This window comes from Bosea sp. Tri-49, assembly GCF_003952665.1.
In the GTDB taxonomy this organism is placed as follows: Bacteria; Pseudomonadota; Alphaproteobacteria; order Rhizobiales; family Beijerinckiaceae; genus Allobosea.
Genome location: NZ_CP017946.1, coordinates 414,766 through 438,790, shown reverse-complemented (window position 1 = coordinate 438,790; position 24,025 = coordinate 414,766). Strand labels below are relative to the sequence as shown.

Here is a 24,025-nt window from a genome sequence, read left to right as displayed (position 1 = left end):
CGCGGCGATCAGGCGGCGTTCTGGTGCTTGGTCAACGCGGCGCGGGCGGCGGCGAGCAGCTTGTCGCCGTCGAGGCCCTTGTCCTTGGCGGTCTTGATCCAGCCCTCGATCACCGGCTCGGTCGCCTTGCGCCAGCGTGCCGCTTCCGCCTCGTCGATGGTGGTGATCGTGTTGCCACGCTTCTTGACCATCTCGGAAACGACGACCGCCTGCTCGTCCCAGACCTTGCCGGCCATGGCGGAGGCGGCGGCGCCCGAGTTCTTGTCGATGATCGCCTTGAGGTCGGGCGCGAGGCCCTCATACTTCGCCTTGTTCATGGCGAGCACGAAGGTCGCGACATAAAGGGTCGGCGAGCCCGGGATCTCGGTATGGTTCTTGACCAGCTCCTGCACCTTGATCGAGGGCACGACCTCCCAGGGCACGACGCAGCCATCGATGACGCGCTGGGCCAACGATTCCGGCACCTGTGGAATCGGCATGCCGATGGCGTTGACGCCAAGCGCGCGCAGCGCCTCGCCGGCGAGCCGGGTCGGGAAGCGCAGCTTCAGACCCTTCAGGTCCTCCATCGTCTTGACCGACTTGTTGGCGTGGATCAGGCCGTGATCATGCGCCCAGAAGCAGATCGGATGGATGTCCTTGAATTCGTCCTTGAGGTGCTCCTTGGCGAAGTCGGTCAGCGCCAGCGAGTTCACCAGCGCCCGCTTGTTCGCGACGAAGGGCAGTTCGAACGCCTCGATGCCGGTGAAGCGGCCGGGCGTGTTGCCGGGCAGCGTCCAGACGATGTCGACGACGCCGTCGCGCGCCTGATCGTAGAGCTGCGGCGGGGTGCCACCGAGCTGCATCGACGGGAAGATGTCGATCTTGATCCGGCCGTTCGATTCGGCGCCGACCTTGTCGGCCCAGGGCTTCAGGAACTTGGAGTGCCCGTTCGCCACCGGCGGCAGGAAGTGGTGCATGCGCAGCGTCACTTCCTGCGCATTGGCGCGCGTGGCGCGCAGTACTGCCGGAGCGGCCACGGCCGAACCGGCCAGTGCCAGGAACTTGCGGCGATCAAAGCTCATTTGGGTCCCCTCCCCGGGAATTCTGCGTTGTGTCGTTCACCCTGCCGCGGGCCTTGCCGGCAAAAGGCCGGCTGGCCCGTCTCGCAAAGACGCAAGATGGATCAAACCGGCCCCGATGCAAACTGGCCGGAAGTCTCACGCCTTCCAGCCTTATAGTTTCATTCGTAACTAATTCGCAAGCCCGCCGGAACGTGCTCGGCGGGCTGCTCTCGCGAGCGTGATCAGGCCAGCGGCGGAATGCGCAGCACCCAGCCTGGCTGGATCAGGTCGGGATCCTTCACCGGCGGCGTGTTGGCCTTGACGATCTCGGTGTACTTGGCGCCCTTGCCCTTGCCGTAGTTCTCCTCGGCGATCTTCCAGAGCGTGTCGCCCTTCTTCACCGTGTAGAACACGGCAGCCGCCGCCTCCTTGTTGACGATCAGCTCCGATTCGACCGAGCCGACGCCGGCGGTGTTGCCGATCGCCAGGATGATCTTCTCGGCCTCCTCGGTGCTCAGCGCCTTGCCCGAGACTTTCACCTTGTCGCCCGAAACGTCGATCTTGACGTCCGAAGGCAGGCCATGGCCGGCCAGTTCCTTCTGCAACTGATCTGCCGTCGCCGCATTGGCCGAGCTCGAGCCGAAGATCTTGGCGCCGGCTTCCTTGATGAAACTGAACAGACCCATAGCATGTTCTCCTGACGCACTCGCCGTCCCGCCAGGATTGGCCGAACGATCGGGCTTCGCGTAGCTCCACAGCCTTGGAGCATGTTCTGGTCGCAAAAGTGGCGTCACCTTGCGGAACACATTCCGAGACGGGCAATCCATGAAGCCCATTCGGAACAACAACTGCAAGACGAAAACCTGCGAGCCTGCCCTTCCCTCGCGCTGCCGGCGCTGGCAGAACGGGGCCAAGCCCAAAAAACGCCCGTCATCGACACCGCGAAAGGCCAGCCATGACCGCACTTACCCTCGAACAGGCCAGCGTGATCATCGACGGCGCCCTGAAATACGCCCGGGACAATGCCCTGAAGCCGCTCGCCATCGCCGTGCTCGATGCCCGCGGCGCGCAGAAGTTCTTCCTCGCCCAGGACGGCACCAGCCTGAAGCGCGGCGAGATCGCGCTCGGCAAGGCCAATGGTGCGATCGCGCTCGGCGTCGGCCCGCGCACCCTCAACAAGATGGCGCTGGAGCGCCCGCACTTCATCAACGGCGTCGCACTCTCGGTCGGCGGGCCGGTGGTGCCGGTTCCCGGCGGGGCGCTGGTTCGCAATGCCGATGGCGACCTCATCGGCGTCGTCGGCATTTCCGGCGACACATCCGACAATGACGAGGCGGCGGCGCTCGCCGGCATCGCCGCGGCCGGCCTCGTCGCCGAAACCGGCGGCTGAATTCTGCTATCGTCGCATGCGACCCTGCCTGCCCGGCCTTGCGCCATGTCGCATTGCAAGGCCGGCGGATTTCCGGCAACGGGTGCGTGATCGGCGGCCCTTGAAGCCGTCTCAGGAACTGCGACCATGAACATCGCCGCCGCCATCGAGGGCGAAACCGTACAGACCGACGTGCTGATCATCGGCGCCGGGCCTTGCGGCCTGTTCGCCGTGTTCGAGCTCGGCCTGCTCGACATCAAGGCCCACCTCGTCGACATCCTGCCCAAGGTCGGCGGCCAATGCGCCGAGCTCTATCCGGAAAAGCCGATCTACGACATTCCCGGCTTCCCGCTCGTCACCGGCCAGGGGCTGGTCGACAATCTGATGGAACAGATCAAGCCCTTCGGCGCGACCTTCCATCTCAACCAGATGATCGAGCAGGTCGAGGTGCTCGGCACCGCGGAGGCCCCGCGTTTCCGCCTGCGCACCGATGCCGACACGGTTTTCGAAACCAAGGCGATCCTGATCGCCGCCGGTGGCGGCTCCTTCCAGCCGAAGAAGCCGCCGATCCCCGGCATCGAGGCCTATGAGGGCCGCCATGACGGCGGCGGCGTGCACTATGCCGTACGCAAGATGGAGGTCTTCCGCGACCGCGAGATCCTGATCGTCGGCGGCGGCGATTCGGCGCTCGACTGGACGCTGAACCTGCAGCCGATCGCCAGGCGCGTGACGCTGATGCATCGGCGCGATGATTTCCGCGCCGCCCCCCATTCGGTCGAGCAGATGCGCGCCCTCGTCGCCTCAGGGGCGATGGATCTCAAGCTCGGCCAGGTGCTGGGGCTGAAGGGCGAAGGCAACGACCTTCAGGGTGCGGTCTGCCGCGATAATGCCGGCGCCGAGTTCAAGGTCGCCTGCAATACGATGCTGCCCTTCTTCGGCCTGACGATGAAGCTTGGGCCGATCGCCGACTGGGGCCTGAACCTCCACGAGAACCTGATCCCGGCCGACACCGAGAAGTTCGAGACCAATGTGCCGGGCATCTTCGCCATCGGCGACATCAACACCTATCCGGGCAAGCTGAAGCTGATCCTGTCCGGATTCCACGAGGCGGCGCTCGCCGCCCAGAAGGTCCACCGCTACGTCTATCCGGAGAAGCGGCTGACCTTCCAGTACACGACCTCCTCGACTGCCCTGCAGAAGAAGCTCGGCGTGGCTTGAAGCTCCCGCGTCATTCTCGGGCGAAGCGAAGCGCAGACCCGAGAATCTCAGGACGAGAAGCCGCCGATGCGTGCCTCCTCCGACCTCAGATGCTCGGGTCAAGCCCGAGCATGACGTAGGCGGCCCTACCGCACTACCGACATGGCCGACGAGGCCGACATGTCGTGCGCGGCCATGTCCGGTGCCGGGCGCTTGACCGGCTCGGGCAGCACGGGCTGGAGCCGCGTCGCCAGAGCGCCGGACGGGCCGCTATGCGTCGGCGCCTCGGCGACGACGCCCTCTTCTTCCGGCGGCGTCACGCGGTCACGCAACTCGGCGATTGCGCCGTCGAGCGGGTGGAAGCTGAAGCGGATCTTGTGCGTGCCGGCCGGGACCTGCACGGCGCGGAACAGGACGTTGGCCTTGAGGATCTCGACCTCCTGCCCGTCGAGCTCGGCCTTCCACCAGGGATGCCAGATGTCGTTCAGCACGACGAAGCCAGGCTGCGCGGTCGTGACCTCGATCTCGACCACCGTATTGCGGTAGCGCTTCAGCTTGACCTCGGCATTGGTCGCGACCGGTCCATCCGGCACGCCCGGCTCGGGCTCCTGCTCGAGCAGGACGACGCGCTGGGGATCGGCCTCCGGCCATTGCCCGGCCGACTTCATCCCCTCGAAATCGGCGAGTTGCCAGCCGCCGACGAACATGACGCGCGGCAGTGCCCGCGGGTTCTCGTAGATGTAGCCGTCCTTGGTGTAGGCGACGAGCTTGAGATCGCCGGCGCGCAGCGAGCGGTCGACCTCGCCGATCGGCACCCGCGTCGCGATGTAGCGCAGGCCGAGGAAGTCGGCGAGGCGGCAGCGATAGGATGGGAACAGAGGCGTGAACACGCGCTCGCTCGGCGCGGCGATCGAGTCGCGCGTGCCGACCGCGTCGGAGAAGTCGGCGAGCCGCAGCGGGTTGTAGCCCAGTGTGTGGTCGAAGCCGTGGATCATGCCGGCATTGGGCCATTCGAAGCCCATGCCGAGCAATTCGACCCGGTCGCGCCGCGGTGAATCCGGCGGCTGCACGGTGAGCTTCTTCAGCACGGCGACGGTCTCGTTCTTCGTCTCCGGCCGCAGCACGTCATAGACCTCCGGCGCCAGCGCCGTGGCCTCGTTCGGACCGTTATTGGCGGCAAGGTCGGCAGCGACGACGCCGGTGACGATCAGGCTGGCGACCAGCGGAGCCGCGGCGCCACGCCAGCGCGTCAGCACGACGAGAAGCAGGAGCGCCGTCACGAACCAGGCCGCCGCCGTGGCGCTCGGCAACCAGGCCTGGCCGAGATGCCCGGCCTGGCGCGCCACCAGCAAAGCAAGGACGATGAGCAGGGCGATCACGCCGGCGCCGATGCCGAGATCGCGCCAGAGCGCGCCCGGCTTCTCCTCGCGGAGGATGCGGTGCAGCAGATAGCCCGAGAGCACCGCCCCGAGCCCACCGATCAGGAAGGTCGCATCGGCCGGCCGGCGGAACACCTTGACGCCTGGCAGATACTCATAGGCCAGGTGGAACAGCGGCGTGTAGCGTCCGAGCGCGAACAGCACCATCAGCACGAACAGGATGGTGTAGGGCCGGATCGCTCTGTCCCAGAGCCAGCCGCGCGTCAGCCCCGGTACGATCAGGAGCAGGAAGGGCAGCGCCCCGACATAGACCTGCCCCATGTTCTTGGAGAGAAAGAGCTCCTTGGCATTCCATTCCGGGCTGTAGGGGCCCCAGAATTCGATCGACGGATCGCGCACGCCGAAGAGGTCGCCGACGAATGCCGTCAGCAGCGAGGCCGGATGCAACGAGCCCCTGCCCGCCTCGACGAGATCGATCGCCGGCCGCGTCGTCGCCTCGGCGAAGAGCCAGGTCCAGAGCAAGGGCACGGCGATGGTGATGATGCCGGCAAAGCTCGCCGCCGCGATTGGCGCGAGGCTGGCGCGGAACCCCGCCCAGCCTTCCGAGAGCCAGTACGCCACCACCATGCCGATCAGGATATAGGCGCCGAGCAGCGCGACCTGGTCAGGCTCGAGCACCATCATGCCGGCGGCGAAGCCGGCGAGCAGCCCATGGCGCAGCGAGGCACGCTGCAGCATCCGCGCCGTCAGCCAGAAGGCGAGGCCGAAGAAGGCGAAGCTCGCGATCTGCCCGACATGCTGGATGCGCCACGCGGCCGAGGCGCCGAAGGCGAAGACCAGCGCCGCCAGCAGCGCGCCGGCCGGATGCCAGTTGCGATCGCGAAAGAACATCAGCATGGCGAGCCCGCCGACGAGCAGATGCGCCAGCACATAGGTGTCGACTGCGCGGAAGCTTGGCGACGAGTTGAACAGCGCCAGCAGAATCGCCGGCGAGAAGATCAGCGATTGCGGATCGGCGACTTGGGGTGAGCCGGCAAAGACATTATGCGTCCAGAACGGCGACTGCCCGGAATGCAGTGCCTGCGCCAGGAACTGGATCTGCGCCTGGAAATGCGCCTTGGCGTCGAACGGAATCGTCACCGCCCCCGACAGCCAGGGCCAGCACAGCGCCACCCAGGCGCAACAGAACAGCGCGGCCGCCAGCCAGTAGCTGGAGCCCGATCTCCAAACCGCTTTCAACTGGACCCCCAAGGCCCCTGGCGCTCCCGGCGCGCATGATCACGCGCCGATCACGCCGATGTGATCACGGTCGACGATGATGGTTCCGCGATGAACCGAAACTGAATGAAACTGAATGGCGCGGATCACGCGCCTGACTGTGGCATGGCAGCGTCACCATGCCGCTGTCGGCAGCGCGGAGTCAGCGCTTCTGCGCCACCCAGGCGGCGAGCACGCGCCGCTCGCCCTCGGTCATGCCCGAGAGGTTGTTCGGCGGCATGGCGTGGGTCAACACCGCCTGCATGCCGATGGCGCGGCGCTGGCGGGCGATCAGCTCGGGTTCGTGCAGGAAGACGCCTTTGGGCGCGATCCCGATGCCGGGCCAGGACGGCTCGGGCGCATGGCACATGGCGCAGCGCCCGGTGACGATGTTGGCGACTTCAGGCGTCGGCGGCACGAGCCCGACGAGCATGATCGGCTTCACCGGTTCGAGCGGCTTCAGGCCAAGCCGCTCGCGCCCGCCGGGCGAGGATGCCATCGCCACCCAGAAGGCGAGCCAGAGGGCGAGGGCCGCCACCGCCCAGGTCCACCAGGGCGATTTCGCATGGTCGGCATGGCGGACATTGTAGAAGTGCCGAATCAGCGCACCGGCGACGATGATCAGTGCGACCAGAGCCGGGATCACCGCCGAATTGGCGTAGGTCACCGGGTAGTGGTTCGCGAGCATCAGGAACAGCACCGGAAGGGTGATGTAATTGTTGTGCAGCGAGCGCTGCTTGGCCTGCTTGCCGTATTTCGGATCGGGCACCTCGCCCGCGACCATCGCGGCGATGGTCTTGCGCTGGCCCGGCATGATCACGAAGAAGACGTTGGCCGACATGATCGTCGCCATCAGCGCGCCGGTATGGATCAGCGCGCCGCGTCCCGAGAACACGCTGGCGAAGGCCCAGCTTGCCGCGACCACATAGCCGAAGCCGAGCAGGCCGAGCACGACGTCGTTCTTGCCCAGCGGCGACCTGCAGAGCAGGTCATAGAACAGCCAGCCTCCGGCCAGCGCCGCGATGCCGATCGCACCCGCCGCAAAGGGCGAAAGCGCCATCACAGCGGGGTCGATCAGATAGAGCTCGGACTGGGCGTAATAGACCCAGACCAGCAGGAAGAAGCCGGAGATCCAGGTCCAGTAGGCCTGCCATTTGTGCCAGGTCAGCTCCTTCGGCAGCACCTCCGGAGCGACCAGATATTTCCGCATCGCATAGAAGCCGCCGCCATGGACCTGCCAGGCGAGGAACTGCGTCGGCTGGCCGGCTTCGGTCTTCGGTGCGTCAGGCGCTGCCCGGAGCGAAGCGTCGAGATGGATGAAGAAGAAGGACGAGCCGATCCAGGCGATCGCCGCGATGACATGCAGCCAGCGCAAGAGCTGGCTGCCCCATTCCATCAGATAGGCCTCAAGCACGGACGGGCTCCAGGCAGAGCCGCATGCGGGCGAATTGACAGGGCGGAATCCGGGAGGGAACTTGCATCGCCTTCAAGACTAGGTTCGCGCCCTCGGAAGGCAAGCGGCATTCCGGCCGCACGGCGCGGCTTCAACGAGAGGTTCAAGGCATGGGGCGCCTGTCGACGCATGTGCTCGATACGGTCCACGGCAAGCCGGCCGCGGGCGTCGCGATCGCGCTCGATGCGCTGCTGCCAGATGGCAGCCGCGAGCGTGTGGTTGACACCGTGACCAATGCCGATGGCCGAACCGATGCGCCCTTGCTAACAGGCACGTTGCCGGTCGGCAGCTATGAGCTGACCTTCGCGATCGGCGACTATTTCCGCCATCTCGGAACAAAACTGCCCGAGCCCGCCTTCCTCGATCTCGTGCCGATCCGCTTCGCCATCGCCGAGCCGCAGGGGCATTACCATGTCCCCCTGCTCGCCTCGCCCTGGAGCTACTCGACCTATCGCGGCAGCTGAAACGACCCTGTCGCCAACGGCTTGCGAGCCGCACTTGAATCACCGTCGCATGGACTTGAATCGATCGATGAACACCTCCCCCTACCCACGCGATCTTGTCGGCTACGGCCGTAATCCGCCGCATCCGCACTGGCCGGGGCAGGCCCGCATCGCCGTGCAGTTCGTGGTCAACTACGAGGAAGGCGGCGAGAACAACATCCTGCATGGCGATGCCGCCTCGGAAGCCTTCCTTTCCGAGATCGTCGGCGCGGCACCCTGGCCCGGCCAGCGCCACATGAACATGGAGTCGATCTACGAATACGGCTCGCGCGCCGGCTATTGGCGGCTCTGGCGCATGTTCACCGAGCGGAACATGCCGGTCACGGTCTTCGCCGTCGCTTCGGCGCTGCAGCGCTACCCCGAGATCGTCGCATCGATGCAGGAGGCCGGCTGGGAGATCGCCACCCACGGCCTGAAATGGATCGACTATCGTGACCTGCCCGCCGAGACCGAGCGCGCGCATATCGCCGAGGCGATCCGCATCCAGAGCGAGATCGCCGGCGAACGCCCGCTCGGCTGCTACCAGGGCCGCACCTCGCAGAACACCATCCCCCTTACCATGGAGGAAGGCGGCTTTCTCTACACCGCCGACGTCTATGCCGATGAACTGCCCTACTGGCTCGAGGGCCCGCACGGCCCGCAGCTCGCCGTGCCCTATACGCTCGACGCCAACGACATGCGCTTCGCCACGCCGCAGGGCTTCAACGCCGGCGACCAGTTCTTCGCCTATCTCAAGGATTCGTTCGACACGCTCTATGCCGAGGGCGAGGCCGCGCCGAAGATGATGTCGGTCGGCCTGCATTGCCGGCTCGTCGGCCGGCCCGGCCGCGCCGCCGCGCTTGCCCGCTTCCTCGACTATGTCCAGAGCCATGATCGCGTCTGGGTCGCGACCCGGCTCGACATCGCTCGCCACTGGGTCAGGGCACATCCGCCTGCCGGCGGCTACAAGCCGTCGCGCCTGCCACAGGCGCTGTTCACCGAAGTCTATGGCCGCGTCTGGGAGCACTCGCCCTGGATCGCGCAGGAGACTCATGCAGCCGGTCTCTCGCCAGCGCAGGACAATGCGGAGGGCCTGCACCAAGCGATGGTCGCGGTGATGCGCAAGGCCACGCGCGAATGCCAGAAGGCGCTGCTCGACGCCCATCCCGACCTTGCCGGCAAGATCGCCGCCGCCGGCGAACTGACACCGGAATCAGCCAATGAGCAGGGCTCGGCCGGGCTCGATCGCCTGACATCGGACGAGCGCGCCCGCTTCACCGCGCTGAACGAGGCCTACAAGGCGCGCTTCGGCATCCCCTTCATCCTGGCGGTCAAGGGGCTGACGAAGGCGGATATCCTCGCCTCCTTCGAAGAGCGGTTGAAGAGTACGCCGGAACAGGAATTCGCGACGGCGCTGGCTGAGGTCGAGAAGATCGCCCTGATCCGGCTGAAGGACTTGCTGCCCGCCGGCTAGGATTTGTTCGTCCGCCTCCGCCCCTCGGGATCGACCTGCCGCGCCAGCCACCAGGTCGTCCCGGCCGGGTCCTTGACCCCGCCGCGGCGGTCGCCGTCGCCCTTCTCGGAGGGCGCCTGCACCAGCGTGCCGCCGGCCGCTACCCCCTTCTCGATCAGGGCATCGGGATCGGCGACATAGACATGGACATGGCACTCCAGCCCGCCCGGCGCCTGCCCGAGCATCACGATCGAATCGTCGATCCTGAACTCGGCATGCATGATCCCGCCATCCGCGCGCCGGGCGATGAAGCTCGGATCGCTGCCGAACACCGCCTTGGCGAAGACGAGCGCCTGTTCGGCATCTGCGACAAGGAGATAGGGCGAGACGGCGTTGTGCCCCTCGGGCTTGTGCATGGCGTCCTCCTGCTTCTTGCGAAGAAACGTAGACCGACTGCCGCTGTTCCTGCGCCGCCTACAGCCCGCTGACCAGATGGCCGCCATCGACGGCGACCACCGCGCCGGTCATGTAGCGCCCGGCATCGGAGCAGAGCAGCAAGAGCGGCCCGTCGAGATCGTCAAGCTCGCCGGCCCGGCGCATCGGGATGCGCTTCTTCAAGGCCTCGCCCGCCTCCCCGGCGAAGAACTCGCGGTTGATGTCGGTGACGATATAGCCCGGCGCCAACGCGTTGACCCTGATCGCATGCCGCGCCCATTCCAGCGCCAGCGCCTTGGTCATCTGGATCAGCCCGGCCTTGGAGATCGCATAGGGCGCGACCCTGCCCGCGACGCGCTCGCCCAGGATCGAGGCGATGCTGACGATCGCCCCACCGCCTTCCTGCTCCGCCATGACCTTCGCCGCTGACTGCGCGGCGAAGAAACAGCCCTTCAGGTTGACGTCGAGCTGCGCGTCCCATTGCGCCTCGCTGACCGAAAGCGCAGCTTCCGTCTCGCCGACGCCGGCATTGTTGACGAGCACATCGAGCCCGCCGAGCAGCTTGGAAGCCTCGGTGACGCCAGCCTCGATCGCCGCGACCGAACTCACATCGAGCGCAAGCGGCACAACTCGGCCCAGCAGTCCCTCGCATTCACGCGCAAGCTCCTGAAGCCGCTCGGTCCGACGCGCCGCGGCGGCGACCAGTGCGCCTTTGCCCGCAAGCAGCCGGGCGAAATGCGCGCCGAGCCCTGAGGAGGCGCCCGTCACCAGAACCCGCTTGCCCTTGAGATCGTCGAACATCCGATGCGCCTCCCCGCCGGTGGGAAGGGACAATGCCGCGCAGCAGCGGTCAACCTCGCCACGTCGGAACCCCGCCCCCGCCCGGGCGTTCCCTGCCGAGGGCCATTTGGACGGGGGATTTCCCATGTTTCGCATTCTGCTGGTGATCGCGGTCATTGCGATCGGCTACGACGCCATTGTCCATCAGGGCGCCTATACGCGCGACCTCTGGTACAAGGCGGTTGGAGCGACCGAGCGTGTCGTCGACCAGGCCAAGCGCGTCGGCGAGCGCACGCCGGACGAACAGCCGCGCTCGCAGATGAATTGAACGATCAGCGCTCCCACACCGTCATGCTCGCCCTTGTGGCGAGCATCCACGTCTTGAACACCGCACTTGATCAGCGAAGCGAAGACGTGGGTGGTCGGGACAAGCCCGACCATGACGGATAGAGCCGCGGCTAAGCCGCCTCCCGCGCCAGCGCAGCCCGCTCGACCTCCCCCGCGATCGCGTCGAGCATTGCGGTCTCATCGCCGGCAAGGCCTTCCATCGCCGCCATGCGGGCGAGCACGGTCGCGGCGACCTTCTCTTCCACCGTGTCTTCTGCATAGGCGTAGAAGATCGTCGCGTGCTGGCCGTCGCGATGGCAGCGACCCTCGATCTGCTGCAGCTGGATCGCGCTGTGGCGGAGGTCATGGACCACGAGCGCCCGCTCGCGCTCGCCGCCGGGAATCTCGGCCTTATGCAGCGAGATCGACTCGGTCACGGTGAAGACGACGGCGTCGAGCTTGCCGGTCTGGAAGGCGAGGCGCGTCGCCTCATTGGCTTCGCCGGAATACTCGCCGGTGATCGAGCCGACGCGCCAGCCCTTGCCTGAGAGCTTCTCGGCCAGCATCGCCCCGGTCTCCAGGAAGGCGACGGAGATCGCGACCTGCTCGTCATTCTCCAGCAGGTCCTGGCAGAACTCGGCCGTGCCGGCGGTGCGCAGCAGGCTCGCCTTCTGACGGAAGCGCAAATCGGCAGCCCAGCCGGCCGGCTTGCGGGTCGAGCCGCCGGCGAGGCCGAGTTCGCGCCGGAACTCACGCCATGTCGCCTCATAAAGCTTGCGCTCGGCGCTATCGAGCGCGACCGGTGCGAGCTCGCGCTGCACCTCCGGCCAGCCGGCGATCTCCTCCGGCCGGCGCCTGAGCCCGATGGCGTTGACGCCGCGATAGAGCAGACCTGCCATCACCTTGCGATCGCTCTCGTTCGGCTCCCAGCTCCAGTTCTTCCAGCGCCCCTTGGCCTTGCCCATCCTCAGGCGCTTCATCAGCGCCCGGAAGCCGTCGAGATCGCCGCCGGGCGCACCTGTCGCACCGGCGAGCAGCCGTGCGAGATAGGAAAGCTCATGCGGCGCCTGCCCAGCGGTCGCGCTCATATAGATCGTGAACTGCGCGGAGGCCGCCATCTGCCGGCAGACCAACCCCTGCTGCGAGTTCGGATTGCGGATGCGATGGGCCTCGTCGATCACGACCAGCGGCCAGACCCGCTTCGGCGTGCCGTGCTTGGCGAGTTCATTGTTCTTCGCCCGGGTCGAGCGCTTGCTGCTGGCCGGCGGCGGGGCGAGCAGCGACTTGGTCCGCTCGAAGTTCATCAGGGTGAGCTTCTTCGCCGGCAGTCCGGCATGGGCGATGGTGCGCCGCCATTGCGGGATCGCGCCCTTGGGGCAGATCACCAGAACCTCCTGCTCCGGCATCGCCGAGATGGCGAGCCAGGCCGAGAGCGTCTTGCCAAGCCCGGTCAGGTCGCCGAGCAGAAAGCCCGGCTTGCCCGCCGCCCGCGCCGCCAGGATCGCATCGCGCGCGACGAGCTGGTGCGCATGCGGCACCATGATCTCGGGCGCATTGCCCTTCGCTGGAACGCTCATGCCTGCCGGGCCTCGGGAGCCGCAGCCGGCTCGGTCGCCATCGCCGCGAGCACGTCGGCGCGCTGCAGTTCCTCGATCAGCACGCTCATGAAATTCGTCACCACCTTGGGCAGCGCCCGGCCCGACATGGTCTGGATCTGCAGGCTGCGCGGCGGCAGGTCGCCATCTCGCAGCGGCAGCGCCACCACCGAACCGTCTCGGATCGAGGCGCCGAAGGTAATCGAGCTTGCGAACATCACGGCGCCGCCGAGTTTACAGAAATGGCGCAGGCTCGCGACATTGGTCGAGGTCAGGACGGCGTCGACGGTCAGCCCGCGCGCTGAGAAATAGATATCGACGATCTTGCGCACCGTCGCCTCGCTGTCGAGCACCGCGACCGGGTGAACGAAGATGTCCTCGATCCTGACCGCGTCCTTGCCTGCCAGCGGGTGGTGCGGCGCGACGAAGGCATAGGTCCGCGCCGCGCATTGCCAGTTGATGGTGACGCCGCGCTCCTGCTGCAGCACGAAGGTCAGCCCCAGATCGATCGTGCCGGTGCGGACATGCTCGGTGACCACCTGCGGCGACATCACCTTGACGTCGAAGGCGACGTCCGGATGCTGCTGGCGGAAGGCGAAGATCACCTCGGGGATGAAGCTGACGGCGAAGCCCTCGGTGACGCCGAGGCGGATCAGCCCCTTGCTCGCGCCGCGCAATTCGCGGATCTCGCTGACGACCTGCTCGCTCTCCAGTTCGAGCCGCTGGGCATAGGCCGCAAGCGTCTGTCCGGCCTGGGTCAGGATCATGCCGTGCGAGCGCCGCTCGAACAGGGCTGCATCCAGCTCCTTCTCGAGATTGGCGATCTGGCGGCTGACGGCGGAGGCGGCGACGCGCAGGCGCTGCGCCGCGGCGCTGACCGAGCCGGTCCGCACCACCGCCAGGAAATACCGCAAGGCCGGAGTCTGCATGGGCGTGCAGTAGCCAACCATTGCCGTCCCGGCAACGATCCTTTCGATTCATTCTTATGGCGGCAAGCACGAAGCTGTGCAGAGTTTGTGTCGCCGGCGTGACGGTGGCCCATGGCTGCCCGCCGAAAGAAACAAGCGACAACGCTGTGAGGGGAAAACATGCGCTTCTTCGACAAGGCCTCAACGGCCCTGGCCGCAACCATTCTGGCTGCGACCGCTCTGGCGACGCCCGCCTTCGCCCAGAAGGCCGCCAACACCGTCCGCTTCGCCTATGACCAGGCGCCGGAAAGCGTCGATCCGTTCTTCAACAATGTCCGCATCGGTGTCATCATCGGCGCCAATGTCTGGGACACGCTGATCTACCGCGACCCGAACACCAACGAGTACAAGGGTCAGCTCGCCAAGAGCTGGAAGCAGGTCGACGACAAGACCATCGACTTCGAGCTGCGCGAAGGCGTGAAGTTCCACAATGGCGAGGAGTTCGACGCCGACGACGTCGTCTACACGCTGAACTTCATCTCCAAGACCGAGAACAAGGTTGTCACCCAGGGCAACGTCAACTGGATCGCCAAGGCTGAGAAGCTCGACAAGTACAAGGTCCGGCTGACCACCAAGGATATCTTCCCGGCCGCGATCGAGTATCTCGCCGGCCCGGTCGTGATCCATCCGAACGAGTATTACGAGAAGGTCGGCCCCAAGGGCCAGAACGAGAAGCCGGTCGGCTCGGGCCCCTACAAGGTCACCAACTACGTGCCGGGCAAGTCGATCTCGCTTGAGCTCAACAAGGACTATTTCAAGGATTCGCCGAAGCCGCAGCCCAAGATCGGCAAGTTCGAGATCCGCTTCATCCCGGATCGCCAGACCCAGATGGCCGAGATGCTCTCGGGCGGCGCCGACCTGATCATGCACGTGCCGAAGGACCAGGCCGACCAACTCCAGGCCGTGCCGACGCTGCAGGTCGTCTCCGGCGAGACGATGCGCATCGTCTTCATGCAGATGAACATCCTCGAGAACGGCCCGGCCCCGGCCCTCAAGGACGAGCGCGTCCGCAAGGCGATCATCCACGCCATCGACCGCGAGGCGATGGTCAAGAACATCGTCGGCACGGGCTCGCGCGTCATCAACACGATCTGCTTCCCCTCGCAGTTCGGCTGCACCGACGAGGGCGCGGCGCGCTACGCCTACGATCCCGCCAAGGCCAAGGCGCTGCTGGCGGAAGCCGGCCATCCCAGCCTGACCATGGACATCGTCGCCTATCGCGAGCGCAACCAGACCGAGGCGCTGATCGGCTATCTCCAGGCCGTCGGCATCAAGACCAATCTGCGCTTCCTGCAATACGCCGCGATGCGCGAGCAGATCGCCAGCAACAAGGCGATGCTGACGCACCAGACCTGGGGCTCGTTCTCGGTCAACGACGTCTCGGCCGCGACGCCGAACTACTTCGCCTTCCGCAGCGAGGACATCACCCGCGATCCGCAGGTGCGTGACCTGCTGGAGAAGGGCAACAACTCGGTCGATCCGGCGGTGCGCAAGGAGGCCTACAAGGCCGGCCTGAAGATCATCGCCGACAAGGCCTATGCCGTGCCGCTCTATTCGCTGCCGGTCTACTACGTCGCCAACAAGGACTTGAACTTCAAGGCCTATCCGGACGAGCTCGTCCGCTTCTGGGAGATGGGCTGGAAGTGACGCGCAAGCGTCATTCTCAGGCGCAGCGAAGCGCAGACCCGAGAATCTCCTGAAAGAGATGGTCGGCTCAAGGCCGACCATGACGCGCGGGCCTTCTCTTTGGCCCGCGTCGGCATAACCTCACATTTGGAAGCAAGCCAATGCTCGGCTTCATCGTCAAACGGCTCGGCCTGGCGCTACTCGTCGCGCTCGCGGTCTCGGCCATCGCCTTTTTCCTGTTGCGCCTTTCCGGCGACATCGCGGTCGCGATCGCCGGCGAGGGTGCGCAGCAGGCCGATCTCGACGTCATCCGCGAGACCTACGGGCTCGATCGTCCGCTCGTCGTCCAGTACCTCGACTGGCTGCTGAAGACGCTCTCCGGCGATTTCGGCACCTCGATCTACTTCAAGACCGACGTCGCCACGCTGGTCTTCGCCAAGCTGCCGGTGACGCTGATCCTCGGTGTCTCCTCGCTCGCCTTCGCGCTGGCGATCTCGATCCCGCTCGGCGTGCTCGCCGCGATCTATTCCAACAGCTGGATCGACCGGCTGGCCCTCGCCATCGCCGTCTTCGGCCAGGCGATGCCGAACTTCTTCTTCGCGCTGATCCTGGTGATGCTGTTCTCGATCACGCTGCGCTGGCTGCCGGTCTCCGGCTCGGGCAGCTGGCTGCATTACGTCATGCCGACGATCGCGCTCGGCTACTACACCGCGCCACCCTTCATGCGGCTGATCCGCGCCGGCATGGTCGAGGTGCTCTCGGCCGACTATATCCGCACCGCCCGCGCCAAGGGTCTCTCGCCCTATGCCGTCGTCATCACCCATGCGCTGCGTAACGCCGCCGTGCCGGTCGTGGCGCTGACGGCGGTGCAGCTCGGCCATCTGCTCGGCGGCTCAGTCGTCGTCGAGACGATCTTCGCGCTCGATGGGCTCGGCTACCTCGCCTATCAGAGCATCACCTACAAGGATTTCCCGGTCATGCAGGTCATCGTCCTGCTGCTCTCGGTCGTCTACGTCCTGCTGACGCTGCTTGGCGACATCGCCAATGCTTGGCTCGATCCGCGCATCCGGGTGGCCTGAGATGAGCGACGCGACCTCACTCCCCCTCGCGGCCAGCGACATCACCGGCGGGCGCCGTTTGCTGCGCCGGGCGCTGGCCCAGAAGTCCTTCCTGTTCGGCTTCGGCCTGCTGCTGCTGTTCGTGGTGCTGGCTCTGCTCGCGCCGGTGCTAGCGCCGCACGATCCCTATCTGCAGAACCTGACGGCGCGGAACGTCCCGCCGTTCTGGTACGAGAAGGGCAACTGGATCCACCCGCTCGGCACCGACCCGCTCGGGCGCGATTATATCTCGCGCCTGCTCTACGGCGCCCGCATCTCGCTGCTGATCGGCATCAGCGTCGTCGCCATCGCCGGGCTGATCGGCACGACCATGGGCCTGCTCGCCGGCTATTTCGGGGGCCGCATCGACATGGCGATGACCTTCATACTGACGACCCGCCTCGCCATGCCGGTGATCCTGGTGGCGCTCGCCGTCGTCGCCATCATCGGCTCCTCGCTCTGGATCGTCATCCTGGTGCTCGGCCTGTTGAAATGGGACCGCTTCGCCGTGGTGATGCGCAGCGCGACGCAGCAGGTCCGCTCGCTCGACTACATCACCGCGGCGCAGGCCTCGGGCGCGAGCACGACCCGCATCATCCTGCGCGAGGTCCTGCCCAACATCGCCCCGCACCTGATCGTGGTGGCGACGCTCGAAGCAGCAAGCGCCATCCTGCTCGAAGCCGCGCTCTCCTTCCTCGGCCTCGGCGTCCAGCCGCCGCTGCCGTCCTGGGGCCTGATGGTCTCGGAGGCCAAGGCCTACATGTTCTTCTCGTTCTGGCTGATCGCCCTGCCCGGCACGGCGCTGGCCCTGCTGATCTTCGCGATCAACCTCGCCGGCGACGGCCTGCGCGACGTGATCTCGCCCGAAAAGCGCAACTGATCCTGCAACGGAGTGACCACCATGACTCGCGCCAAGGCCATCGCCCATGCGCTCGACTATTTCGACTCCGGCAGCTTCAAGAGCGACCTGTCGCGGCTCATCGCCATGCCGACCGAGAGCCAGAATCCCGAGCGCGCCCCGGTGCTCACCGAGTATCTGGAAAAGGAAATGCAGCCGCTACTGGAGAGCCTCGGCTTCTCCTGCCAGACGCTGAACCACCCCAAGGCCAAGGGCCCATTTCTCTTCGCTCAGCGTATCGAGGCTGAAGGCCTGCCCACGATCTTCGGCTACGGCCATGGCGACGTCATTCGCGGCCTCGACGCGCAATGGGCCGAGGGTCTCTCGCCCTGGACCCTCACCGAGCGCGGTGACCGCTGGTACGGCCGCGGCGTCGTCGACAACAAGGGTCAGCACCTGATCAACATCAGCGCGCTGAAATCCGTGCTGGAGACGCGCGGCGGCACGCTCGGCTTCAACGTCAAATACCTGATCGAGATGGGCGAGGAATGCGGCTCGCCCGGCCTGCGCGAGCTCTGCACCGAGCAGAAGGAGCTGTTCAAGTCGGACGTGCTGATCGCCTCCGACGGGCCGCGCCTCAATGCCGAGCGCCCGACCATCTTCTTGGGCGCCCGCGGCGGCGTCACTTTCGACCTCACCATCAACGCCCGCGAGGGCGGCCACCACTCCGGCAACTGGGGCGGCATCCTGTCCGACCCGGCGATCCAGCTCGCCCACGCCATCGCCTCGATCACCTCGCCGACCGGCCAGATCCGCATCCATGAATGGGTGCCGAAGGAATTGCCGGCGGCTGTGCGCAAGGCCCTTGCCGATTGCGAGATCGACGGCGGCCCGGACGGCCCGACCATTGATCGCGAATGGGGCGAGCCCGGCCTGTCGCCGGCGGAGCAGGTCTTCGGCTGGTGCTCCTTCGACGTGCTGGCGATGAAGTCCGGCGTGCCGGAAACCCCGGTCAACGCCGTGCCGCCTAGCGCCTGGGCCCGCTGTGCGCTCCGCTTCGTCGTCGGCATCGATCCCGACGACGTCATGCCGGCGCTGCGCCGCCATTTCGACCGACACGGCTTCGGCATGGTCGAGATCACCAAGGCGCGCGATGCGGTCTTCAACGCGACGCGGCTCGACCCCGATGATCCGTGGGTCGAATGGGCGCTGGCCTCGCTCCAGAAGAGCACCAACAAGAAGCCGGCGCTTCTTCCCAATCTCGGCGGCGGCCTGCCCAACGACATCTTCGCCGATATCGTCGGCATGCGTACGATCTGGGTGCCGCATTCCTATCCCGGCTGCTCGCAGCACGCCCCGAACGAGCACGTCCCGGTCGCGATCCCGCGCGAGGCGCTGGGCCTGATGGCCGGGCTCTACTGGGACCTTGGCGAGAGCGACCGACCGGCGCTCTGAGGCGCGGCGGCCTGCCGGTCGCCCTCACCATACTCCCGATCAAAGACGGCAGCGTCCGGACGCTGCCGCTCCAGGCTCTCGCGATAGTGCAGGCAGCCGCGCAGAAATTTCGGCCAGGGCGGCACCGCGATCTCGGGATCGATCTGCTCGGGTAGCAGGCCCCAGAGCTGTGGGTGGTGCCAGCAGAGATCGTGCCCGGATGAATCGCGATGCGCGCGGATGCCGGCGCGCAGGCGCCTGACCTCCGCGATCAGTTGCTCCGGCGTCATGCCGGCGAGATCGTCATCCATAAAGCGCTCTCCTATCGGCCAGACTCCTGCGGCTCGCGCGGATCGCGCGCCGGCGGCAGATCGATCGGCGTCGCTGGCGGCCCTTCGGGCGGCGCGTTCGGCGGCAGTTCCGGTGGCGGATCGTTCGGAATGCCGTTCGGCTCGTTGTCCGGCGGGTTCTCGATCGGTGGCGCCGGCGCCACCTCGCCCGGGTTCATCGGCGGCAATTCCGGCGGCGGCGTCGGGCTCGTCGGCGCGCCGCCCGGCTGTCCTCCGGCCTGGTGAATAGCTGTCATCGCGTCATCCTCTTAATCTCTGAGGAAACGCTTGCGCCCCGCAAAGGTTCGGTCCGGGCTCAGACCACCGCAATGGCTGAAGCAGGCAACCATGCCAAACGTCAACAGATCGGATTCGTCGATGCAGATCGCCGCTTCAATGCTCCGGTTCGCGGCTCTTGCCCTGATCGCCGCGGCGAGCCCTGCTCAAGCTCAGACGGCCGACCTTCTCGCCTGCAACGGCCCCTTCGCCCGCGATGCCGACGAGGCGGCCTTGATCAAGGCTTTTGGCGCGGGCAACGTCCAGCGCGCCCGCATCGAGATCGGCGAGGGCGAGAAGGCGACCGGCGCCATCCTCTTCCCAAAGGACAAGAAGCGCCGGCTCGAACTGATCTGGCACGACGGCAAGAAGCGCCGTGGACCCGGCACGATCTATGTCCGCGAGGGCTCAGGCTGGGCGGTGGCCGGACCGGCGGGTGAGCGTCTCGGGATCGGCAGTGCGCTCGCGGCGGTCGAGGCCGCCAATGGCAAGCCCTTCAGCATCCTCGGCTTCGACTGGGACTATTCCGGCACCGCCGCCGACTGGCAGGGCGGCAAGCTCGCGAAGGCCTTCGGCGGCTGCAAGCTGACGATCCGCTTCGGCTATCCCAAGGGCGCTGATGCCAAGGCGCTCGACCGGCTCTCGGGCGACAAGGAATTCTCCTCGTCCAACCCGGATATGCGCCTGGTCAAACCGACGGCCTACGAGATCCTGCTGTCCTGGTCGGACTGAGCCCGCGCCTCAGTCCTCGTCTTCGCGTGCTCTACCGGCTTCGACGAGGATCTCGCGTTTGCCGGCGTGGTTGGCGGGGCCGACGATGCCTTCGTTCTCCATCCGCTCCATGATCGAGGCGGCGCGGTTGTAGCCGATCTGCAGGCGGCGCTGGATGTAGGAGGTCGAGGCCTTCTTGTCGCGCAGGACCACCGCGACCGCCTGCTCGTAGGGGTCGTCGCTTTCGGCGCCCATGGCGCTCTTGTCGAAGACCGCCCCGTCCTCGTCCTCAGCCGTGCCGGCCTCCTCCTCGGCGGTGACCGCGTCGAGATAGTCAGGCCGCCCTTGCGTCTTCAGATGCGCCACCACCTTCTCGACCTCGGCGTCCGAGACGAACGGGCCGTGCACCCGGGTGATCCGGCCGCCGCCGGCCATGTAGAGCATGTCGCCCTGGCCGAGCAGCTGCTCGGCGCCCATCTCGCCGAGGATGGTGCGGCTGTCGATCTTGCTGGTGACCTGGAAGGAGATGCGCGTCGGGAAGTTCGCCTTGATCGTGCCGGTGATCACGTCGACCGAAGGCCGCTGCGTCGCGAGGACCACATGGATGCCGGCGGCGCGGGCCATCTGCGCCAGGCGCTGGATCGTGCCCTCGATCTCCTTGCCGGCGACCATCATCAGGTCGGCCATCTCGTCGACGATCACGACGATATAGGGCAGAGGCGACAGGTCCATCGCCTCCTCCTCGTAGATCGCCTCGCCCGAATGCTTGTCGAAGCCGGTCTGGACCGTGCGGGTGATGACCTCTCCTGCCGCGGCCGCCTCCGCCACTCGTAAATTAAACCCGTCGATGTTGCGCACACCGAGCTTCGACATCTTCTTGTAGCGCTCCTCCATCTCGCGCACCGCCCATTTCAGGGCGACGACCGCCTTCTTCGGGTCGGTGACGACGGGGGTGAGCAGATGCGGGATGCCGTCATAGACGGAAAGCTCGAGCATCTTGGGATCGACCATGATCAGCCGGCACTCCTCCGGCTTCAGCCGGTAGAGGATCGACAGGATCATGGTGTTGATTGCGACCGACTTGCCCGAGCCGGTGGTGCCCGCCACTAGAAGGTGGGGCATACGTGCCAAGTCCGCGATCACCGGCTCGCCGCCGATGGTCTTGCCGAGGCAGAGCGCGAGCTTGTGCTTGGTGCCCTCGAAATCCTGGCTGGCGAGCAATTCGCGCAGGAAGACGGTCTCGCGCTTGGCGTTGGGCAGCTCGATGCCGATCGCGTTCTTGCCCTGCACCACCGCAACACGCGCCGACACCGCGCTCATCGACCGCGCGATGTCGTCGGCAAGCGAGATGACGCGCGAGGATTTGGTGCCGGGGGCCGGCTCAAGCTCGTAGAGAGTGACGACGGGGCCGGGGCAGGCCTGAACCACCTCGCCACGAACGTTGAAGTCCTCCAGAATCCCCTCGAGCAGTCCGGAATTCTGCTGGATGAGCTCGATCGGGATCGTTGCCGCGATCTGCGGCGGCTCGGCCAGGAACTCGATCGGCGGCAATTCGAAGCCATGGAATGCGGCCGGCCGCGGCTGCAGGGCGACGGCGCGCAGCTTTGGCGCAGAAGGCACGACTGAAACCTTCGGCTGCACGGAAGCGGGCACAGCCTCCGCCGCGACCGCCTTCGGCACGGGCGCTGCGGCTGGCGCGAGCTGCCCCATGATCCTGCGGCGCGGAGCCGGCGCCGGAGCCAAGGCCTTCGACGCGCGAACCGAGATCGCCGGCGCAGGAGCCGGTGCAACGACCTGTAGAGCAGGCGGCGTGAGGCTCAGCTCAAAACGATAGGGCTGCGTCCAGCCGAAGGTCATCGTCGCCGAGGCAGTCGCGGGAATCGGAGCAGGCGCCGGGCGCGCCGACTCGGCCACTGCCACCGGCGCGATAGGCTGGGCCATCGCCAGCGGCGCCCTGGATGCGCGGACCGGCGGCGCGGTCTCGAATGTTGCCTCGTCCTCCTGCTCGGCGTCCGGGATGAATTCCCAGAAGGCAGCGTCGGAGAGGAAGGCGAACGGGGTCGTGACCGCCTCGGCCGGGCTCTCATCCGGCAGCGGTACATCGACTGCCGGAGCGATCAGGGCATCCTCGCCCTCCTCCGCCATCTCGGCTTCGACCTGCGACGTGGCCTCGGGCAGCGGCGCCTCGGGCGACCCGCCTCCCCAGACCTGCTGGAGCATGTGCCGCGGGGTCCGCCAATAGCGGACGCGGTCGGGATCGACGGGCGCTTCCGGCGCAGGTCCTGGCAGCGGAGTCGCCGCCTCGACGGCAGCGCTCTCGACCTCCTGCCGGCGAACCTTGTCGGGCGTGCGCCCGAAGCGCACGAGCCCTGGCACACCCGGTGCTACGGATGTCCGGCGATCGACCGGAGCCGGCTCCGGAATGTCAGCGAAATCAGCGAGTTGATCCGAAATTCGGGCAGCGGGAGAGGCGCTGTTCGTCTGGAGATTGCGATGGATTTTACGCATGGATCAACGCTGGCCCGACACTCACTCGACTGAGCATCGAGAGGTACCGGCGCAGGGTTAACACCCCCTGAATCCGCGCCGGAGATAGCTGTGGATCGTGGCCTGCGCCCTGCCCTCTCAGTCGGCCTGGAAAGCCCCGATCATGTAGCTCTCATTGCCGATTTCGGTGACGCGGCCCTTCACCTCATAGCTCGCCAGATCGACGATCCAGACGACGCTGGAGTTGGATTTTCCCTTGGGCGCTCCGGTGATCGCCGCGTATTTTCCATCCGGCGTGATCGCGATGCCGCGCGGCCGCGACGGTTCACCGCCAGGCGTCTTGAGCTCGATGCGCTTGATCGTCGCGGGCTGCTTTGTGAGCGCCTTGGCGACATCGATGATGTCGATATTGTTCGAGCGGAACTGGGTCGAGAGGATGCGCTTGCCGTCCGGCAGGAAGGCGGCGACGAAGGGCCGCGTCGGCGTCTTCTCGTCATCGGTGCCGACGAGGACGCGCGCAACCTCGGCCTTGCCGGGATCGCTCAGCGCCTTCTCGACATCGACGATCGTGACGGTGTTGCCGGGCGTGTCGGTCTGGGCATTCTCGCGCGAGGCATGGGCAACGAGCTTGCCATCCGGGCTGGTCGAGATGCCGAAGCCGCCGGCCTGGACCGGGATGCGCGCGAGCTCCGCCCCGCTCTCGCCGGCGATCGCCTTGCTGAGGCTCATCACCGTGATATCGTCGGTGCCGCCATTGGCGCCGAAGATCGTGCCGCCGCCGAGCGGGCTGATGGTGACGCCATTGGTGTCGGGGAAGCAGCCGAACTTCGGATCGGGCGCGCGATGCGGCACCGGATTGGGCGGACAGGGGAAGCCGGGCTTGCCAAAGGCCTGCTCGACCTTGCGGATCACCTTGTTGGTCGCGAGGTCGACGATGCTGAGATGGCGCCCGCCATCCTCGTCGCCCTCCTGCTCGGCATGGGCGAGGACCGCATGCTTGCCGTCGGCGGCGATGGCAAAACCGGTCGGGCCGAAGCCGCCGGTCTCGATATAGCCTTCGACCGCACCGAGCGTGCCGTTGCTCGCCGGATCGAGCGCCTTCTTGAGATCGATGACCGTCACCGTGCCGGCATGGCCATGCTGGAAGGCGGCGGCCGCCTCGGGCGTCGAGCGGCCGGAATGATTGACGACATAGGCGCGGCGATGATCCGGCGCGATCGCGATGGAGATCGGCTGGCCGCTCGAAACCACGGTCTTGCCGTCGACCTGGATATCCGGGGTGACGCGCAAGCGATTGACGACCGCCTTCGCCGTGCCGTCATTGGCCGGGTCGATCGCCTTGTCGAGATCGATGACCAGGACGACATTGTCCCAGCGCCCGCTCGCGAGGAAATAGTCTTTCGCCATGGCCTGGTGTGCGCCTCCGATCGCGCAGAGCGCCAAAGTGCCGAGAAGCGTCGTCCGTAGCATGATCGTCCTCCCTCGGTTGTCC

22 protein-coding genes are annotated in these 24,025 nt (G+C 66.6%); 10 read left to right on the top strand and 12 right to left on the bottom strand.

The window, feature by feature from the left end; all coding sequences use genetic code 11:
- Positions 1-8 precede the first annotated feature (8 nt).
- A complete protein-coding gene (locus BLM15_RS02175) occupies positions 9-1,061 on the bottom strand; it encodes a TRAP transporter substrate-binding protein (protein WP_126109948.1) in 1,053 nt (350 codons plus the stop codon).
- A 221-nt stretch (positions 1,062-1,282) separates the two neighbouring features.
- Entirely contained in the window at positions 1,283-1,726 is a 444-nt protein-coding gene (lysM, locus tag BLM15_RS02170; RefSeq protein WP_126109946.1) for a peptidoglycan-binding protein LysM, read from the bottom strand.
- Positions 1,727-1,995: 269 nt separating this feature from the next.
- Here lysM and BLM15_RS02165 point away from each other — a divergent pair, with 269 nt between their 5' ends.
- Both BLM15_RS02165 and BLM15_RS02160 read left to right on the top strand, forming a co-directional pair.
- Positions 1,996-2,430, top strand: a complete 435-nt coding sequence (locus tag BLM15_RS02165; RefSeq protein WP_126109944.1) for a GlcG/HbpS family heme-binding protein — start codon at positions 1,996-1,998, stop codon at positions 2,428-2,430.
- Between the two features lie 126 nt (positions 2,431-2,556).
- Positions 2,557-3,627 (top strand): NAD(P)/FAD-dependent oxidoreductase, encoded by a 1,071-nt coding sequence (locus BLM15_RS02160; RefSeq protein WP_126109941.1) that lies wholly within the window; start codon positions 2,557-2,559, stop codon positions 3,625-3,627.
- Positions 3,628-3,752: 125 nt separating this feature from the next.
- On the opposite strand, the gene BLM15_RS02155 is transcribed toward BLM15_RS02160, so the two are convergent.
- Positions 3,753-6,224 carry a hypothetical protein gene (locus tag BLM15_RS02155; RefSeq protein WP_126109939.1) on the bottom strand — a complete coding sequence of 824 codons (2,472 nt, stop codon included), beginning with the start codon at positions 6,222-6,224 and terminating at the stop codon, positions 3,753-3,755.
- 181 nt (positions 6,225-6,405) lie between these two features.
- On the bottom strand, positions 6,406-7,638 hold the full coding sequence (locus BLM15_RS02150) for a urate hydroxylase PuuD (protein ID WP_126116019.1): 1,233 nt from the start codon (positions 7,636-7,638) through the stop codon (positions 6,406-6,408).
- 167 nt (positions 7,639-7,805) lie between these two features.
- Here BLM15_RS02150 and uraH point away from each other — a divergent pair, with 167 nt between their 5' ends.
- Positions 7,806-8,159 carry a hydroxyisourate hydrolase gene (uraH, locus tag BLM15_RS02145; RefSeq protein ID WP_126109936.1) on the top strand — a complete coding sequence of 118 codons (354 nt, stop codon included), beginning with the start codon at positions 7,806-7,808 and terminating at the stop codon, positions 8,157-8,159.
- Positions 8,160-8,226: 67 nt separating this feature from the next.
- Positions 8,227-9,651, top strand: a complete 1,425-nt coding sequence (gene puuE, locus BLM15_RS02140; protein WP_126109934.1) for an allantoinase PuuE — start codon at positions 8,227-8,229, stop codon at positions 9,649-9,651.
- Here the strand turns inward: puuE and BLM15_RS02135 are convergent.
- Positions 9,648-10,046 (bottom strand): VOC family protein, encoded by a 399-nt coding sequence (locus tag BLM15_RS02135; RefSeq protein ID WP_126109932.1) that lies wholly within the window; start codon positions 10,044-10,046, stop codon positions 9,648-9,650. The genes puuE and BLM15_RS02135 overlap by 4 nt on opposite strands.
- 58 nt (positions 10,047-10,104) lie before the next feature.
- Positions 10,105-10,866 carry an SDR family NAD(P)-dependent oxidoreductase gene (locus BLM15_RS02130; RefSeq protein ID WP_126109930.1) on the bottom strand — a complete coding sequence of 254 codons (762 nt, stop codon included), beginning with the start codon at positions 10,864-10,866 and terminating at the stop codon, positions 10,105-10,107.
- Between the two features lie 124 nt (positions 10,867-10,990).
- Here BLM15_RS02130 and BLM15_RS02125 point away from each other — a divergent pair, with 124 nt between their 5' ends.
- On the top strand, positions 10,991-11,173 hold the full coding sequence (locus BLM15_RS02125) for a hypothetical protein (protein ID WP_126109928.1): 183 nt from the start codon (positions 10,991-10,993) through the stop codon (positions 11,171-11,173).
- Positions 11,174-11,303: 130 nt separating this feature from the next.
- Here the strand turns inward: BLM15_RS02125 and BLM15_RS02120 are convergent, their stop codons facing one another.
- A complete protein-coding gene (locus BLM15_RS02120) occupies positions 11,304-12,749 on the bottom strand; it encodes an SNF2-related protein (RefSeq protein WP_236846494.1) in 1,446 nt (481 codons plus the stop codon).
- Positions 12,746-13,696: a LysR family transcriptional regulator gene (locus BLM15_RS02115; RefSeq protein WP_164547362.1), complete on the bottom strand. Its 951-nt coding sequence runs from the start codon at positions 13,694-13,696 to the stop codon at positions 12,746-12,748. The genes BLM15_RS02120 and BLM15_RS02115 overlap by 4 nt, the downstream gene beginning before the upstream one ends.
- Before the next feature lie 159 nt (positions 13,697-13,855).
- On the opposite strand from BLM15_RS02115, the gene BLM15_RS02110 reads away from it, so the two are divergent.
- The 4 genes from BLM15_RS02110 (at position 13,856) to BLM15_RS02095 (ending at position 18,751) form a co-directional block, all read left to right on the top strand.
- Entirely contained in the window at positions 13,856-15,382 is a 1,527-nt protein-coding gene (locus BLM15_RS02110) for an ABC transporter substrate-binding protein (protein ID WP_126109924.1), read from the top strand.
- 140 nt (positions 15,383-15,522) lie between these two features.
- Positions 15,523-16,440, top strand: coding sequence for an ABC transporter permease (locus BLM15_RS02105; protein ID WP_126109922.1), 918 nt, complete (start codon positions 15,523-15,525; stop codon positions 16,438-16,440).
- A gap of 1 nt (position 16,441) precedes the next feature.
- Positions 16,442-17,338 (top strand): ABC transporter permease, encoded by an 897-nt coding sequence (locus BLM15_RS02100; protein ID WP_126109920.1) that lies wholly within the window; start codon positions 16,442-16,444, stop codon positions 17,336-17,338.
- 21 nt (positions 17,339-17,359) lie between these two features.
- A complete protein-coding gene (locus BLM15_RS02095; protein WP_126109918.1) occupies positions 17,360-18,751 on the top strand; it encodes a M20 family metallopeptidase in 1,392 nt (463 codons plus the stop codon).
- Here BLM15_RS02095 and BLM15_RS02090 read toward each other — a convergent pair.
- Together BLM15_RS02090 and BLM15_RS02085 are read right to left on the bottom strand one after the other, a co-directional pair.
- The gene (locus BLM15_RS02090; protein ID WP_126109916.1) at positions 18,712-19,041 is read right to left on the bottom strand and encodes a hypothetical protein; all 330 of its coding nucleotides are present in this window, start codon (positions 19,039-19,041) and stop codon (positions 18,712-18,714) included. The two genes, BLM15_RS02095 and BLM15_RS02090, sit on opposite strands and share 40 nt — an antisense overlap.
- An 11-nt stretch (positions 19,042-19,052) precedes the next feature.
- Entirely contained in the window at positions 19,053-19,316 is a 264-nt protein-coding gene (locus tag BLM15_RS02085; RefSeq protein ID WP_126109914.1) for a hypothetical protein, read from the bottom strand.
- Between the two features lie 121 nt (positions 19,317-19,437).
- On the opposite strand from BLM15_RS02085, the gene BLM15_RS02080 reads away from it, so the two are divergent.
- Positions 19,438-20,067 carry a hypothetical protein gene (locus BLM15_RS02080; protein ID WP_126109912.1) on the top strand — a complete coding sequence of 210 codons (630 nt, stop codon included), beginning with the start codon at positions 19,438-19,440 and terminating at the stop codon, positions 20,065-20,067.
- Positions 20,068-20,076: 9 nt separating this feature from the next.
- Here the strand turns inward: BLM15_RS02080 and BLM15_RS02075 are convergent, their stop codons facing one another.
- Positions 20,077-22,422, bottom strand: a complete 2,346-nt coding sequence (locus BLM15_RS02075) for a DNA translocase FtsK (protein WP_335904816.1) — start codon at positions 22,420-22,422, stop codon at positions 20,077-20,079.
- Between the two features lie 249 nt (positions 22,423-22,671).
- On the bottom strand, positions 22,672-24,003 hold the full coding sequence (locus BLM15_RS02070; RefSeq protein ID WP_126109908.1) for a YncE family protein: 1,332 nt from the start codon (positions 24,001-24,003) through the stop codon (positions 22,672-22,674).
- Positions 24,004-24,025 lie beyond the last annotated feature (22 nt).

Bases quoted from the DNA above. Each gene is read 5' to 3' on its own strand.
- BLM15_RS02175 (WP_126109948.1), bottom strand. From the start codon at position 1,061: ATGAGCTTTGATCGCCGCAAGTTCCTGGCACTGGCCGGTTCGGCCGTG.
- lysM (WP_126109946.1), bottom strand. From the start codon at position 1,726: ATGGGTCTGTTCAGTTTCATCAAGGAAGCCGGCGCCAAGATCTTCGGC.
- BLM15_RS02165 (WP_126109944.1), top strand. From the start codon at position 1,996: ATGACCGCACTTACCCTCGAACAGGCCAGCGTGATCATCGACGGCGCC.
- BLM15_RS02160 (WP_126109941.1), top strand. From the start codon at position 2,557: ATGAACATCGCCGCCGCCATCGAGGGCGAAACCGTACAGACCGACGTG.
- BLM15_RS02150 (WP_126116019.1), bottom strand. From the start codon at position 7,638: ATGGAATGGGGCAGCCAGCTCTTGCGCTGGCTGCATGTCATCGCGGCG.
- uraH (WP_126109936.1), top strand. From the start codon at position 7,806: ATGGGGCGCCTGTCGACGCATGTGCTCGATACGGTCCACGGCAAGCCG.
- puuE (WP_126109934.1), top strand. From the start codon at position 8,227: ATGAACACCTCCCCCTACCCACGCGATCTTGTCGGCTACGGCCGTAAT.
- BLM15_RS02135 (WP_126109932.1), bottom strand. From the start codon at position 10,046: ATGCACAAGCCCGAGGGGCACAACGCCGTCTCGCCCTATCTCCTTGTC.
- BLM15_RS02130 (WP_126109930.1), bottom strand. From the start codon at position 10,866: ATGTTCGACGATCTCAAGGGCAAGCGGGTTCTGGTGACGGGCGCCTCC.
- BLM15_RS02125 (WP_126109928.1), top strand. From the start codon at position 10,991: ATGTTTCGCATTCTGCTGGTGATCGCGGTCATTGCGATCGGCTACGAC.
- BLM15_RS02120 (WP_236846494.1), bottom strand. From the start codon at position 12,749: ATGAGCGTTCCAGCGAAGGGCAATGCGCCCGAGATCATGGTGCCGCAT.
- BLM15_RS02115 (WP_164547362.1), bottom strand. From the start codon at position 13,696: ATGCAGACTCCGGCCTTGCGGTATTTCCTGGCGGTGGTGCGGACCGGC.
- BLM15_RS02110 (WP_126109924.1), top strand. From the start codon at position 13,856: ATGCGCTTCTTCGACAAGGCCTCAACGGCCCTGGCCGCAACCATTCTG.
- BLM15_RS02105 (WP_126109922.1), top strand. From the start codon at position 15,523: ATGCTCGGCTTCATCGTCAAACGGCTCGGCCTGGCGCTACTCGTCGCG.
- BLM15_RS02100 (WP_126109920.1), top strand. From the start codon at position 16,442: ATGAGCGACGCGACCTCACTCCCCCTCGCGGCCAGCGACATCACCGGC.
- BLM15_RS02095 (WP_126109918.1), top strand. From the start codon at position 17,360: ATGACTCGCGCCAAGGCCATCGCCCATGCGCTCGACTATTTCGACTCC.
- BLM15_RS02090 (WP_126109916.1), bottom strand. From the start codon at position 19,041: ATGGATGACGATCTCGCCGGCATGACGCCGGAGCAACTGATCGCGGAG.
- BLM15_RS02085 (WP_126109914.1), bottom strand. From the start codon at position 19,316: ATGACAGCTATTCACCAGGCCGGAGGACAGCCGGGCGGCGCGCCGACG.
- BLM15_RS02080 (WP_126109912.1), top strand. From the start codon at position 19,438: ATGCAGATCGCCGCTTCAATGCTCCGGTTCGCGGCTCTTGCCCTGATC.
- BLM15_RS02070 (WP_126109908.1), bottom strand. From the start codon at position 24,003: ATGCTACGGACGACGCTTCTCGGCACTTTGGCGCTCTGCGCGATCGGA.